Origin of the sequence: Micrococcus sp. EYE_212 (assembly GCF_023147585.1) — a bacterium.
GTDB lineage: Bacteria > Actinomycetota > Actinomycetes > Actinomycetales > Micrococcaceae > Micrococcus.
Window position 1 is genome coordinate 65,393 of record NZ_JAHXOZ010000005.1, and the last position, 12,629, is coordinate 78,021.

Annotated in this window: 18 protein-coding genes; 1 reads left to right on the top strand and 17 read right to left on the bottom strand. The window is 68.8% G+C overall.

What is annotated here, in order from left to right; genetic code table 11:
• Positions 1-219 precede the first annotated feature (219 nt).
• From rpsQ to rpsL, 17 genes are all read right to left on the bottom strand, one after another.
• Positions 220-501 (bottom strand): 30S ribosomal protein S17, encoded by a 282-nt coding sequence (gene rpsQ, locus KZX60_RS04865; RefSeq protein WP_298711718.1) that lies wholly within the window; start codon positions 499-501, stop codon positions 220-222.
• Positions 498-770 carry a 50S ribosomal protein L29 gene (rpmC, locus tag KZX60_RS04870; RefSeq protein WP_248116012.1) on the bottom strand — a complete coding sequence of 91 codons (273 nt, stop codon included), beginning with the start codon at positions 768-770 and terminating at the stop codon, positions 498-500. Before rpmC ends, rpsQ begins: the two co-directional genes overlap by 4 nt.
• Positions 771-773: 3 nt before the next feature.
• The gene (gene rplP, locus KZX60_RS04875; protein WP_248116014.1) at positions 774-1,190 is read right to left on the bottom strand and encodes a 50S ribosomal protein L16; all 417 of its coding nucleotides are present in this window, start codon (positions 1,188-1,190) and stop codon (positions 774-776) included.
• On the bottom strand, positions 1,190-2,023 hold the full coding sequence (gene rpsC, locus KZX60_RS04880; protein WP_248116016.1) for a 30S ribosomal protein S3: 834 nt from the start codon (positions 2,021-2,023) through the stop codon (positions 1,190-1,192). Before rpsC ends, rplP begins: the two co-directional genes overlap by 1 nt.
• Positions 2,024-2,026: 3 nt before the next feature.
• A complete protein-coding gene (rplV, locus tag KZX60_RS04885; RefSeq protein ID WP_248116018.1) occupies positions 2,027-2,392 on the bottom strand; it encodes a 50S ribosomal protein L22 in 366 nt (121 codons plus the stop codon).
• Between the two features lie 46 nt (positions 2,393-2,438).
• Positions 2,439-2,720: a 30S ribosomal protein S19 gene (gene rpsS / locus KZX60_RS04890; RefSeq protein ID WP_248116020.1), complete on the bottom strand. Its 282-nt coding sequence runs from the start codon at positions 2,718-2,720 to the stop codon at positions 2,439-2,441.
• A gap of 15 nt (positions 2,721-2,735) precedes the next feature.
• Positions 2,736-3,575: a 50S ribosomal protein L2 gene (gene rplB / locus KZX60_RS04895; RefSeq protein WP_248116023.1), complete on the bottom strand. Its 840-nt coding sequence runs from the start codon at positions 3,573-3,575 to the stop codon at positions 2,736-2,738.
• Positions 3,576-3,611: 36 nt separating this feature from the next.
• Positions 3,612-3,923, bottom strand: a complete 312-nt coding sequence (gene rplW, locus KZX60_RS04900; protein ID WP_248116025.1) for a 50S ribosomal protein L23 — start codon at positions 3,921-3,923, stop codon at positions 3,612-3,614.
• Complete coding sequence (gene rplD / locus KZX60_RS04905) at positions 3,920-4,555, bottom strand: 50S ribosomal protein L4 (RefSeq protein WP_248116027.1); 636 nt, start codon at positions 4,553-4,555, stop codon at positions 3,920-3,922. The genes rplW and rplD overlap by 4 nt, the downstream gene beginning before the upstream one ends.
• 4 nt (positions 4,556-4,559) lie before the next feature.
• Positions 4,560-5,213 carry a 50S ribosomal protein L3 gene (gene rplC / locus KZX60_RS04910; RefSeq protein ID WP_248116029.1) on the bottom strand — a complete coding sequence of 218 codons (654 nt, stop codon included), beginning with the start codon at positions 5,211-5,213 and terminating at the stop codon, positions 4,560-4,562.
• Between the two features lie 20 nt (positions 5,214-5,233).
• A complete protein-coding gene (rpsJ, locus tag KZX60_RS04915; RefSeq protein WP_002857463.1) occupies positions 5,234-5,542 on the bottom strand; it encodes a 30S ribosomal protein S10 in 309 nt (102 codons plus the stop codon).
• 352 nt (positions 5,543-5,894) lie between these two features.
• Entirely contained in the window at positions 5,895-6,362 is a 468-nt protein-coding gene (locus KZX60_RS04920) for a DUF3817 domain-containing protein (protein ID WP_248116031.1), read from the bottom strand.
• A complete protein-coding gene (locus KZX60_RS04925; RefSeq protein WP_248116033.1) occupies positions 6,359-6,496 on the bottom strand; it encodes a hypothetical protein in 138 nt (45 codons plus the stop codon). The genes KZX60_RS04920 and KZX60_RS04925 overlap by 4 nt, the downstream gene beginning before the upstream one ends.
• 153 nt (positions 6,497-6,649) lie before the next feature.
• Positions 6,650-7,840, bottom strand: coding sequence for an elongation factor Tu (gene tuf, locus KZX60_RS04930; RefSeq protein ID WP_248116035.1), 1,191 nt, complete (start codon positions 7,838-7,840; stop codon positions 6,650-6,652).
• 194 nt (positions 7,841-8,034) lie between these two features.
• Complete coding sequence (gene fusA / locus KZX60_RS04935; RefSeq protein WP_248116036.1) at positions 8,035-10,149, bottom strand: elongation factor G; 2,115 nt, start codon at positions 10,147-10,149, stop codon at positions 8,035-8,037.
• Positions 10,150-10,271: 122 nt separating this feature from the next.
• On the bottom strand, positions 10,272-10,742 hold the full coding sequence (rpsG, locus tag KZX60_RS04940; RefSeq protein ID WP_248116038.1) for a 30S ribosomal protein S7: 471 nt from the start codon (positions 10,740-10,742) through the stop codon (positions 10,272-10,274).
• Entirely contained in the window at positions 10,742-11,116 is a 375-nt protein-coding gene (rpsL, locus tag KZX60_RS04945; RefSeq protein WP_224356570.1) for a 30S ribosomal protein S12, read from the bottom strand. Before rpsL ends, rpsG begins: the two co-directional genes overlap by 1 nt.
• A gap of 326 nt (positions 11,117-11,442) precedes the next feature.
• Here rpsL and KZX60_RS04950 point away from each other — a divergent pair, with 326 nt between their 5' ends.
• Positions 11,443-12,618, top strand: coding sequence for a peptidoglycan bridge formation glycyltransferase FemA/FemB family protein (locus KZX60_RS04950; RefSeq protein ID WP_248116040.1), 1,176 nt, complete (start codon positions 11,443-11,445; stop codon positions 12,616-12,618).
• Positions 12,619-12,629: the final 11 nt, after the last annotated feature.

The window sequence follows — 12,629 nt, forward strand, 5'->3', positions numbered from 1 at the left end:
CGCACAGCGTTTTCAGACAGCTGCGGGCTCATGGACGCGGATCGATGCGCGGGGCAGGGCCGAGGCGGATCCGGGATCGGCGTGCGACACCCTCGGCACGCAGGATGGATGGTCCTGCCAACAAAGGGCGCACGAACACTCCACTCTAGCACAGAGCCGCCCCGTGCTGATGCACGGGGCGGCTCTGTGGTGCGGTCCGGGCTCACCGGACCGCGGGCATCACTTGGCGCGCTCGACGATCTCCACCAGGCGCCACCGCTTGGAGGCGGACAGCGGGCGGGTCTCGGCGATGCGGACGCGGTCGCCCACGCCGGCGGTGTTCTCCTCGTCGTGCGCCTTCACGCGCTTCGACGACTTGAGCACCTTGCCGTACAGGGCGTGCTTCTTGCGGTCCTCGACCTCGACGACGATGGTCTTGTCCATCTTGTCGGACACGACGACGCCGCGGAGCGCCTTGCGGTAGCCGCGCTCCTCGGTGCTGGCAGCGGTCTGCTCGGTCACTGGGCAGCCTCCTCGTTCTTCGGCTCAGCCTGCGCCGCGGCGGGGACATCGCCACGGATGCCCAGCTCGCGCTCGCGCAGGATCGTGTAGATGCGCGCGATGTCACGCTTGACGGTCTTCAGCCGGCTGGCGTTGTCCAGCTGGCCGGTGGCGGCCTGGAAGCGCAGGTTGAACAGCTCCTCCTTGGAGGCCTTGAGGGCCTCCAGCAGGCTCGCGTTGTCCTGTCCGTCCAGGGACTCGACGTTCAGATCCTTGGTACCGATGGCCATGGATCACTCACCACCCTCTCGACGGATGATTCGGGCCTTCAGCGGCAGCTTGTGGATGGCCAGACGCAGCGCCTCGCGGGCCACGTCCTCGGAGACGCCCGAGAGCTCGAACAGCACGCGTCCGGGCTTGACGTTGGCGACCCACCACTCCGTGGAGCCCTTGCCGGAGCCCATGCGGGTCTCGGCGGGCTTCTTGGTCAGCGGGCGGTCCGGATAGATGTTGATCCAGACCTTGCCGCCACGCTTGATGTAGCGGGTCATGGCGATACGGGCGGCCTCGATCTGACGGTTGGTCACGTAGGCCGGCGTGAGCGCCTGGATGCCCCACTCGCCGAACGTCACGGTGGTGCCGCCCTTGGCGGCGCCGGAACGCTTGGGGTGGTGCTGCTTGCGGTGCTTGACGCGACGGGGGATCAGCATCAGGCGTTGCCTCCTTCAGCGGGAGCGGCGGCCGGGGTCTCGGCGCCGGCGCCGGCGTTCTCCTGGCGGGGAGCACGCTCGGCACGGTCATTGCGACGGCGGCGCTCGCCGCCGGCGGGGGCGCCGCCGCGACGGTCGTCACGGCCACGGCCGCGGCCGGACGGCTGGGCCGCCTCCTTGGCCGCGAGCTCCTTGGCGGTCAGGTCGCCCTTGTAGATCCAGACCTTCACGCCGATGCGGCCGAAGGTGGTCTTCGCCTCGAACTTGCCGAAGTCGATGTTCGCGCGGAGGGTGTGCAGCGGCACGCGGCCCTCGCGGTAGAACTCCGAACGGCTCATCTCGGCGCCGCCGAGACGGCCGGCGCACTGGATGCGGATGCCCTGGGCCCCGGCCCGCATGGCGGACTGGATGGCCTTCTTCATCGCGCGGCGGAAGGCCACGCGCGAGGCGAGCTGCTCCGCGACGCCCTGGGCGACGAGCTGCGCATCGGTCTCGGGGTTCTTGACCTCGAGGATGTTCAGCTGGATCTGCTTGCGGGTGAGCTTCTCGAGCTCACCGCGGATGCGGTCGGCCTCTGCGCCGCGGCGACCGATCACGATGCCCGGGCGGGCGGTGTGGATGTCCACCCGCACGCGGTCACGGGTGCGCTCGATCTCCACCTTGGAGATGCCGGCGCGCTCCATGCCGTGGGTCATCAGCTCGCGGATCTTGATGTCCTCCTTGAGGAAGTCAGCGTAGCGCTGGCCCTCCTTGTGGGAGTCCGCGAACCAGTGCGAGACGTGGTCGGTGGTGATGCCGAGGCGGAACCCGTTGGGGTTGATCTTCTGTCCCATTGGTCAGTTCCCACCCTTCTCGTCCTTGGATGCGACCACCACGGTGACGTGGCTGGTGCGCTTGTTGATGCGGAACGCGCGGCCCTGAGCACGGGGCTGGAACCGCTTCATCGTCGGGCCCTCGTCCACGAAGGCCTCCGTGATGTACAGGGCGTCCTCGTTGAAGGCGACGCCCTCGCGATCGGCCTTGACTCGGGCGTTCGCCACCGCGGAGGTCACGAGCTTGAACACCGGCTCCGAAGCGCCCTGCTGGGCGAACTTCAGGATGGCGAGCGCTTCGGTGGCCTGCTTGCCACGGACCAGGTCGACGACGCGCCGGGCCTTCATCGGCGTCACGCGCAGGTGGCGCGCAATTGCCTTGGCTTCCATTGCTTCTCTCTTTCTCTCGAAGGTCAAGCACCGCGAGCCGTGAGGCTCAGCGACGCTTGCCCTTCTTGTCGTCCTTCACGTGGCCGCGGAACGTGCGGGTGGGGGCGAACTCGCCCAGCTTGTGACCCACCATCGACTCGGTGACGAACACCGGGACGTGCTTGCGGCCGTCATGGACGGCGATGGTGTGACCCAGCATGTCCGGGATGATCATCGACCGGCGGGACCAGGTCTTGATGACGTTCTTGCTGCCCTTGTCGTTCTCGGCCAGAACCTTGAGGTAAAGGTGCTGATCCACGAAGGGGCCCTTCTTCAGGCTACGAGGCATGTCTTCTCAGCTCCCTTATCGCTTGTTCTTGCCGGTACGGCGGCGACGCACGATGAGCTTGTCGCTTTCCTTGTTCGGGCGGCGGGTGCGACCCTCGGGCTTGCCGTTGGGGTTGACCGGGTGGCGACCACCGGAGGTCTTGCCCTCGCCACCGCCGTGCGGGTGGTCGACGGGGTTCATGACGACGCCGCGGACGGTCGGGCGGACGCCCTTCCAGCGCATGCGGCCGGCCTTGCCCCAGTTGATGTTCGACTGCTCGGCGTTGCCGACCTCGCCGATCGTCGCGCGGCAGCGGACGTCGACGTTGCGGATCTCGCCGGAGGGCAGGCGCAGCTGCGCGTACTTGCCCTCACGGGCGACGAGCTGCACGGAGGCGCCGGCGGAGCGGGCCATCTTGGCACCGCCGCCGGGACGCAGCTCCACCGCGTGGATCGTGGTGCCCACGGGGATGTTGCGCAGCGGCAGGTTGTTGCCGGGCTTGATGTCGGCGTTCGGGCCGGCCTCCACCGTGTCGCCCTGCTGCAGCTTGGCCGGGGCCAGGATGTAGCGCTTGGCGCCGTCCGCATAGTGCAGGAGCGCGATGCGGGCGGTGCGGTTCGGGTCGTACTCGATGTGCGCGACAGTGGCGGGCACGCCGTCCTTGTCGTGGCGACGGAAGTCGACCAGACGGTACTGGCGCTTGTGGCCGCCGCCCTTGTGACGGGTCGTGATGCGGCCCGTGTTGTTGCGGCCGCCGGTCTTGTGCAGCGGGCGGAGAAGGGACTTCTCCGGCGTGGACCGGGTGATCTCTGCGAAGTCGGCCACGGACGAGCCGCGAAGGCCCGGGGTGGTCGGCTTGTACTTACGGATAGCCATGGGTGTCTTCCTCGATTAAGTGGTCTCCGCATCGCCTCAAGAGGCGAGCGGACCTCCGAAGATGTCGATGGTCGCGCCGTCCTTGAGCGAGATGATGGCTCGCTTGGTCGACTTGCGCTGACCCCACCCGAAGCGGGTGCGGCGGCGCTTGCCGGGACGGTTCAGGGTGTTGACCGAGGCGACGTCGACGTTGAAGATGCGCTCCACCGCCTGCTTGATCTCGGTCTTGTTGGAGCGCGGGTCGACCAGGAAGGTGTACTTGCCCTCGTCGATCAGACCGTAGCTCTTCTCCGACACGACGGGAGCGATGATCACGTCGCGGGGATCCTTGTTGATGGAGCCGCTCACTGGGCATCCTCCTTCTTGGCACCGGAGGCCTGGGCCACGTACTGCTCGTAGGCCGCCTGGGTGAACACGACGTCGTCGGAGACGAGCACGTCATAGGTGTTCAGCTGGTCGGCGTAGAGGGTGTGGACCGCGGGCAGGTTGCGTGCGGACAGGGCGGTGAGGTCGTCGGCGCGGTCGATCACCAGCAGGATGTTCTTCCGGCCGGTGCTCAGCGACTCGAGACCCGCCTTGGCTGCCTTGGTGGACGGGGTGGTCCCGGACACGAGGGCCTCGACGACGTGGACGCGGCCGTTGCGGGCGCGGTCCGACAGGGCGCCGCGGAGGGCGGCGGCCTTCATCTTCTTGGGGGTGCGCTGCGAGTAGTCACGCGGCGTGGGGCCGTGGACGATGCCGCCGCCGGTCATGTGCGGGGCGCGGATGGAGCCCTGACGGGCGCGACCGGTGCCCTTCTGCTTGAACGGCTTGCGGCCGGCGCCGGACACCTCGCCGCGGCGCTTGACCTTGTGCGTGCCCTGGCGGGCCGCGGCCAGCTGGGCCACGACGACCTGGTGCATCAGCGGGACGTTGGCCTGCACGTCGAAGATCTCGGCGGGCAGCTCGACCTGGACGGTCTTCACGGAGTTCTCAGCCATGGTCTCAGGCTCCCTTCACGGCGCTGCGGACGAGAACGACCTGGCCCTTGGAGCCGGGCACAGCGCCCTTGATCAGCAGGAGGTTGTTCTCCACGTCGATGCCGTGGAGCGTCAGGTTCATGGTGGTCTGGCGGACGGCACCCATGCGACCGGGCATGCGCTGGCCCTTGAACACGCGACCGGGGGTGGACGCGCCGCCCACGGAGCCGGGCTTGCGGTGGTTCTTGTGCGCACCGTGCGAGGCGCCCACGCCGGAGAAGCCGTGGCGCTTCATGGCGCCGGCGAAGCCCTTGCCCTTGGTGGTGCCGACGACGTCGACCTTCTGGCCGGCCTGGAAGACCTCGACGGTCACGTCCTGGCCGAGCGTGTACTCGGCGGCGTCCGCGGTGCGGAGCTCGACGAGGTGGCGGCGCGGCGTGACGCCGGCCTTCTCGAAGTGACCGGCCAGGGGCTTGGTCACGCGGCGGGGGTCGATCTGGCCGTAGGCGATCTGGACGGCGCTGTAGCCGTCCGTCTCGGCCGAGCGCAGCTGGGTGACGACGTTCGCGTCAGCCTGGACCACGGTCACGGGGATGAGGTTGTTCTCCTCATCCCAGACCTGGGTCATGCCGAGCTTCGTGCCCAGCAGGCCCTTCACGTTCTGGGTGTTGTTGGTCATAGTCTCTCAGCACCTCCCTCTCAGAGCTTGATCTCGATGTTGACGTCCGCGGGCAGGTCCAGTCGCATGAGCGAGTCGACGGCCTTGGGGGTCGGGTCGATGATGTCGATGAGCCGCTTGTGGGTGCGCATCTCGAAATGCTCGCGGCTGTCCTTGTACTTGTGGGGAGAACGGATAACGCAGTACACGTTCTTCTCTGTCGGCAGGGGCACGGGGCCCACCACCGTCGCGCCTGCGCGCGTGACCGTGTCAACGATCTTGCGGGCCGAGACGTCGATGACCTCGTGGTCGTACGACTTCAGCCGGATGCGGATCTTCTGTCCCGCCATGGCGTCACGCCTCTCTCGTCGGGTGTGCTGTTCCTGTCCCTGTGCGGCGCACCCCGGGGGGCCCGCCTTCTTGTCCATCGTCCGCGCGGGGCGAATCCGGTTCCACCGGGTTCCTCGCCGCCGCCGGCCTCCGGTCCACGCACTCGGGCGTGTCTCCTCGGTGAGGAGGCACGCGCCCTGAGGGCGCGGTCGGAGTGGATGCGCTGCGTCTGGGCCGAGCGACGCCGCGAGACACACGACGACCGCACAATGGCGCTTGAGCAACTGATCCAGTATGACAGAGAAGGGCCCACCACGCCAATCGGCCGGTGAGCCCCTCCCCCGCGGCCGCAGGGCGGCCCGTCGTACGGCCTCAGCGGCCCCACTCGGTCGGCGGTCCCGCGTTCAGGAGCAGGGTGAAGACGAGGGCCACGAGGACGACGGCGGCGAGGGCGCTGACGAGCGGGTGGCGCAGGACGGCCACGACGAGGCGCTCAGGGGCGGTGCGCTCGTGCTCGGCACGGGCCGGGGCGCGCCAGGACTCCGCCGGCTCTCCGCGACGGGCCGCGGACCGCTCGAAGGGGACCGTCATGAACGGCACCACGGAGGAGGCCAGGCCGGCCAGCCCCCGGCCCGCGGACCAGCGGCCGTCGATCCACACCGCCACGGTGATCAGGGCGTAGCAGAGGAAGACGAACCCGTGCACGCCGCCGGCGGCCGCCATCAGGGCGTCCGTGGTGCCGCTGTACTTGAGCGCCATGGCCGCGAGGAGCAGCGCCCACGTGACCATCTCCGCGCCTGCGGCCAGGCGGAACAGCGTGCGCGGGCCGGGAGCGCTCATCGACGCAGCTCTCCCCCGCGCTCGGCACGGCGGATGCGGCGGGCCCGCTCGATCTCGGGGCGGAAGGTGCGCAGGCCCCAGACGACGGCGGCCACGACGGCCAGGACGACGAGGAGGGTGATGAGGAGGTCCATGCCCCCACCATAGCCGGGCGTCGGAGGCCCTCCACGACGCCCGGCCACCGGACGCGACTCCGGCCTCGCCGCGCGGGGACGCGCGAGGGCCCCCTCACCCGTACGGGTGAGGGGGCCCTCGCCTGGCCGCCCGCTCAGTGAGCGGACGTCAGATCACGCGGTGATCTTGGTGACGCGGCCGGAGCCCACGGTGCGGCCACCCTCACGGATGGCGAAGCCGAGGCCCTCCTCCATGGCGATCGGCTGGATCAGCTCGACCGACATCTCGGTGGTGTCGCCGGGCATGACCATCTCGGTGCCCTCGGGCAGCGTGATGACGCCGGTGACGTCGGTGGTGCGGAAGTAGAACTGCGGGCGGTAGTTCGAGTAGAACGGGTTGTGACGGCCACCCTCGTCCTTGGACAGGATGTAGACGTTCGCCTCGAAGTTGGTGTGCGGGGTGATGGAGCCCGGCTTCACCACGACCTGGCCGCGCTCGACGTCGTCGCGCTTCAGGCCGCGGAGCAGCAGACCGCAGTTCTCGCCGGCCCAGGCCTCGTCGAGCTGCTTGTGGAACATCTCAATGCCGGTGACGGTGGTCTTCTGCACGGGGCGGATGCCCACGATCTCCACGTCCGAGTTGATGGCCAGGGTGCCACGCTCGGCGCGGCCGGTCACCACGGTGCCACGGCCGGTGATGGTGAAGACGTCCTCGATGGGCATGAGGAACGGCTTGTCCTTGTCGCGGACCGGATCCGGGATGAAGTCATCCACGGCGTCCATGAGCTCCTCGACGGTCTTGACCCACTTCTCGTCGCCCTCCAGGGCCTTGAGGCCGGAGGTGCGGATGACGGGAGCGTCGTCGCCGTCGAACTCCTGGGAGGACAGCAGCTCGCGGACCTCCATCTCGACGAGCTCGAGGAGCTCCTCGTCCTCGACCATGTCCGACTTGTTCAGGGCCACGAGCAGGGCCGGCACGCCGACCTGGCGGGCGAGCAGCACGTGCTCGCGCGTCTGGGCCATGGGGCCGTCGGTGGCGGCGACCACGAGGATCGCGCCGTCCATCTGCGCCGCGCCGGTGATCATGTTCTTGATGTAGTCGGCGTGACCGGGGGCGTCGACGTGCGCGTAGTGGCGCTTGTCGGTCTGGTACTCCACGTGGGAGATGTTGATCGTGATGCCGCGCTGACGCTCCTCGGGGGCCGAGTCGATCGTCGCGAAGTCACGTGCCTCGTTCAGGTCCGGGTACTTGTCGTACAGGACCTTCGAGATGGCGGCGGTCAGCGTGGTCTTGCCGTGGTCAACGTGGCCGATGGTGCCGATGTTGACGTGCGGCTTGGTCCGCTCGAACTTTGCCTTTGCCACTAGTTCCTCCTAAGAACTGGTTCATCGTCAGAAGACGGTTCAGCCGCGCGTGAGACGTGCTGACAACTCGACTGAGTCTACTGGGATGGTGCGGGGTTGGGGAAATCCCGGCCGGTCGTCCCGTCCGGGGCGCCCCGCCCGGGGACCTCTCGGTCGCCGGGCGGGGCATGCCGTTCAGCGAGTGGGGCTGCTGGTCACTCGCCCTGGGACTTCTGGATGATCTCGTCGGCCACGGCCTTGGGGACCTCGGCGTAGGAGTGGAACGTCATCGAGTACACCGCGCGACCCTGGGTGCGGGAGCGCAGGTCGCCGATGTAGCCGAACATCTCGGACAGCGGCACGAGGGCCTTGACGACCTTCACGCCGGTGGCGTCCTCCATGGACTGGATCTGGCCGCGGCGGGAGTTCAGGTCGCCGATGACGTCGCCCATGAACTCCTCCGGGGTGCGGACCTCGACCGACATGAGCGGCTCGAGGAGCACGGGGCTGGCCTTGCGGACACCCTCCTTGAAGGCCTGCGAGCCGGCGATCTTGAACGCCATCTCCGAGGAGTCGACGTCGTGGTACGCGCCGTCGAGCAGGATCGCCTTCACGCCCACCATGGGGTAGCCCGCGAGGACGCCGAACTTCATGGCGTCCTGGATGCCGGCGTCCACGGAGGGGATGTACTCACGGGGCACGCGACCGCCGGTGACGGCGTTCTCGAACTCGTAGACCTCGCCGTCCGCGGTGTCCAGCGGCTCGAAGGAGAGCTGCACCTTGGCGAACTGGCCGGAGCCGCCGGTCTGCTTCTTGTGCGTGTAGTCGAGCTTCTCGACCTTGCGCTTGATGGTCTCGCGGTACGCGACCTGGGGCTTGCCCACGTTGGCCTCGACCTTGAACTCGCGCTTCATGCGGTCCACGAACACGTCCAGGTGGAGCTCGCCCATGCCGCCGATCTCGGTCTGGCCGGTCTCCTCGTTGAGGTTCACGCGGAACGTGGGATCCTCGGCGACGAGCTTCTGGATGGCGGTGGAGAGCTTCTCCTGGTCACCCTTGGTCTTCGGCTCGATGGCCACGGAGATCACGGGCTCCGGGAAGGTCATCGACTCGAGGATGATCGGGTGCGCCGGGTTGCACAGCGTGTCGCCCGTGGTGGTGTCCTTCAGGCCGATCACCGCGTAGATGTGGCCGGCGACGACCTCGTCGACGGGCATCTCCTTGTTGGCGTGCATCTGGAACAGCTTGCCGATGCGTTCCTTCTTGCCCTTGGTGGCGTTGAGGATCTGCGCACCGGACTCCAGGCGACCGGAGTACACGCGGATGAAGGTGAGGGTGCCGAAGAAGGGGTGCGTGGCGATCTTGAAGGCCAGGGCCGAGAACGGCTCCTCCTTCGAGGCCTCGCGGGTGATCTCCTTCTCCTCGTCGTTGACGTCGTGGCCCACCACGGCGCCCGCGTCGAGCGGGTTCGGCAGGTAGGAGACGACGGCGTCGAGCATGGGCTGCACGCCGCGGTTCTTGAACGCGGAGCCGCAGAAGACCGGGTACGCCAGGGCGTTCACGGTCAGGTGGCGGACGCCGGCCTCGATCTCCTCGGCGGTGAACTCCTCGCCCTCGAGGTACTTCTCCATGAGCTCCTCGGAGACGTCGGCGACGGCCTCCATGAGCTGCGCGCGGTACTCCTCGGCCTTCTCCTGGAGCTCCGCGGGGATCTCGCGGGTCTCGTACTCGGCCCCCATGGTCACGTCGCCCTTGGCGTCGCCCGGCCACACGAAGGCCTTCATGGAGAGCAGGTCCACGACGCCCACGAAGTCGTTCTCGGAGCCGATCGGCAGCTGCATCACGAGGGGCTTCGCGCCGAGGCGGGAGACGATGGTGTCCACGGTGAAGTAGAAGTCCGCGCCCAGCTTGTCCATCTTGTTGACGAAGCAGATGCGGGGGACGTTGTACTTGTCCGCCTGACGCCACACGGTCTCCGACTGGGGCTCCACGCCCTCCTTGCCGTCGAACACGGCCACGGCGCCGTCGAGCACGCGCAGGGAGCGCTCCACCTCGACGGTGAAGTCGACGTGCCCGGGGGTGTCGATGATGTTGATCTGGGTGTTCTTCCAGAAGCAGGTCACCGCGGCGGAGGTGATGGTGATGCCGCGCTCCTTCTCCTGCTCCATCCAGTCGGTCGTCGAGGCGCCGTCGTGGGTCTCGCCGAGCTTGTGGTTGACACCCGTGTAGAACAGGATGCGCTCGGTGGTGGTGGTCTTGCCGGCATCGATGTGGGCCATGATGCCGATGTTGCGGACCTTCGTCAGGTCGGTCAGCACGTCCTGTGCCACGGTGTCTCCCTTGCTCGGGTGGTGTTGGGGGCTCGAGGGATGGGTTCGGATGGGACGTCGAGCCCGGGGGCCGACGGCCTGCGGCCCGGGGTGCGCGCGTCACGCACCCCGGGCCGGGGGGATCACCAGCGGTAGTGGGCGAAGGCCTTGTTGGCCTCGGCCATCTTGTGGGTGTCCTCGCGGCGCTTGACCGCACCGCCCAGACCGTTCGAGGCGTCCAGGATCTCGTTCATCAGACGCTCGGTCATGGTCTTCTCGCGGCGGGCCTTCGCGAAGCCCACGAGCCAGCGCAGGGCCAGCGCCGTGGAACGCCCCGGCTTGACCTCGACGGGCACCTGGTAGGTGGCGCCGCCGACGCGGCGGGAGCGGACCTCGAGGGCCGGCTTGATGTTGTCCATGGCCTTCTTGAGCGTGGCCACGGGATCGGCGCCGTTCTTGGCGCGGGCACCCTCGAGCGCGCCGTACACGATGCGCTCTGCGGTGGACTTCTTGCCGTCGATGAGCACCTTGTTGATCAGCTGCGTGACCAGGGGGGAGCCGTAGACGGGATCGACGACGAGGGGGCGCTTCGGCGCGGGACCCTTACGAGGCATTACTTCTTCTCCTTCTTGGCGCCGTAGCGGGAGCGGGCCTGGCCGCGGTTCTTGACGCCCTGGGTGTCCAGCGCGCCGCGCACGATCTTGTAGCGCACGCCGGGGAGGTCCTTCACACGACCGCCGCGGACGAGCACGATCGAGTGCTCCTGCAGGTTGTGGCCCTCGCCCGGGATGTAGGCCGTGACCTCGACGCCGCCGTTGAGGCGGACGCGGGCGACCTTGCGCAGGGCGGAGTTCGGCTTCTTGGGGGTCGTGGTGTACACACGGGTGCACACGCCACGACGCATCGGGTTCCCCTGCAGCGCAGGGGCCTTGGTCTTGACGACCTTCGGTGAGCGGCCCTTGCGGACCAGCTGCTGAATCGTAGGCACTCTTCAGTCTTCCTGTTCGGTGATCGCTGACGTGATCCGCCGGCTGGCCCGTGGCGGGCGCCGGCTCTGCTCGTTCCTCGGCTCTGCCTCTCCTGTGGGGGCGTGCTTCGAGCAAACGTCCGCAGGCGTGCAAAAGTGTGGCATCTGTCGCGCAAGAACCCCGCGACCGGACCGAGTCCACTGTGCCACACGAAAAACAATCGTCCACCAGGCTACCACGCCGCCTCGCACCGACCAACCAGGGGTGCTGCCCGCCCCGGGCCCGGGGCCGATCCCGGGACGGACCCGGGACGCTCCGGGGCCTCCTGCGTAGACTGATCGCCGTGATGTCACAACCAGCCTCCGCCTCGAATCCCCCCTCCTCCGCGCCCGGCGCCCCCCTCACGGTGCGCGCGATCACGGCCGCCGAGCACACCGAGTTCCTGGCCCGGCATCCCCTCACCTCCTTCCTCCAGAACCCGAGCTGGGCGAAGGTGAAATCCGAGTGGCGCGCCCAGTCGCTGGGCATCCACCGCGGCGACGAGCTGGTGGGCGCGGCGCTCGTGCTCGGCCGACCCCTGCCGGTCCCCTCGCGCGTCCCCGTGCTGGGGCGCGCGTTCCTCGCCTACGTGGCAGACGGCCCCGTGCTGGACGAGGGCGTCGAGCTCGTCGACGCGCTCACCCCGCTCGTGGCCGAGCTGAAGTCCCAGGGCGCCTTCCTGGTGCGCGTCGGCCCGCCCGGCGTCGTGCGCCGCTGGGAGGCGGACGTGGTGCGCAAGGCGCTCCCGGACCCCGAGTCCTCGATGCTCACGGACCTGCCCTGCGAGGTCTCCGAGGACGCCCTGCGCACCCAGCAGTCCCTGCGCGAGGCGGGTTGGAAGGAGCCGGAGGTCAGCGCCGACTTCGCCGCCGGCCAGCCCATGTTCCAGGCCCGCATCCCGCTCGAGGGACTGGACGTGGACGGCTGGCTGGCCCGGATGAGCGGGTCGAGCCGCAAGCGCACCCGCCGCTCCACGCGCAACGACCTGGACGTCGTGACCGCCGGCCCCGAGCGCCTCGACGACTGGGACCGCCTCAACGACGAGACCGCGGAGCGCGACAAGTTCACGGGCCGCCCGCAGGACTACTTCGCCAAGATCATCCAGAACCTCGGCTCCTCGCCGATCGCGGACGTGACCTTCTTCCTCGCCGAGCACGAGGGCGAGCCGGTCGCGGCGGCGTTCCACTTCCAGCAGGGCCAGATGGCGTGGCGCCCCTACAGCGCCTCATCCCAGCGCGAGCGGCAGCGGGACGCCCCGCGCCTGCTGCAGCTGAAGCAGGTCGAGGCCGCCATCGAGGCGGGCTGCCTGTGGCTGGACCTGGGCGGCGTGAGCGGCTCGGTGGACCAGGAGCACAAGCTCTCCGGGCTCACGGAGTTCAAGACGACGCAGGGCGCCGACATCGTGCAGACCCTCGGGGAGTGGGACCTGCCGCTGAACCGCCCGCTCGCGAAGGCCTTCGACGTGTACATGTCCCGCCGCTGACCGGACCCGCG

Coding starts and splice junctions, on each gene's coding strand:
- rpsG (WP_248116038.1), bottom strand. CDS start 10,742: ATGCCTCGTAAGGGTCCCGCGCCGAAGCGCCCCCTCGTCGTCGATCCC.
- rplP (WP_248116014.1), bottom strand. CDS start 1,190: ATGCTGATCCCCCGTCGCGTCAAGCACCGCAAGCAGCACCACCCCAAG.
- KZX60_RS04925 (WP_248116033.1), bottom strand. CDS start 6,496: ATGGACCTCCTCATCACCCTCCTCGTCGTCCTGGCCGTCGTGGCCGCC.
- KZX60_RS04950 (WP_248116040.1), top strand. CDS start 11,443: ATGTCACAACCAGCCTCCGCCTCGAATCCCCCCTCCTCCGCGCCCGGC.
- rpsC (WP_248116016.1), bottom strand. CDS start 2,023: ATGGGACAGAAGATCAACCCCAACGGGTTCCGCCTCGGCATCACCACC.
- rplB (WP_248116023.1), bottom strand. CDS start 3,575: ATGGCTATCCGTAAGTACAAGCCGACCACCCCGGGCCTTCGCGGCTCG.
- KZX60_RS04920 (WP_248116031.1), bottom strand. CDS start 6,362: ATGAGCGCTCCCGGCCCGCGCACGCTGTTCCGCCTGGCCGCAGGCGCG.
- rpsJ (WP_002857463.1), bottom strand. CDS start 5,542: ATGGCGGGACAGAAGATCCGCATCCGGCTGAAGTCGTACGACCACGAG.
- rpsS (WP_248116020.1), bottom strand. CDS start 2,720: ATGCCTCGTAGCCTGAAGAAGGGCCCCTTCGTGGATCAGCACCTTTAC.
- rplC (WP_248116029.1), bottom strand. CDS start 5,213: ATGACCAACAACACCCAGAACGTGAAGGGCCTGCTGGGCACGAAGCTC.
- rplV (WP_248116018.1), bottom strand. CDS start 2,392: ATGGAAGCCAAGGCAATTGCGCGCCACCTGCGCGTGACGCCGATGAAG.
- rplD (WP_248116027.1), bottom strand. CDS start 4,555: ATGGCTGAGAACTCCGTGAAGACCGTCCAGGTCGAGCTGCCCGCCGAG.
- rpmC (WP_248116012.1), bottom strand. CDS start 770: ATGGCCATCGGTACCAAGGATCTGAACGTCGAGTCCCTGGACGGACAG.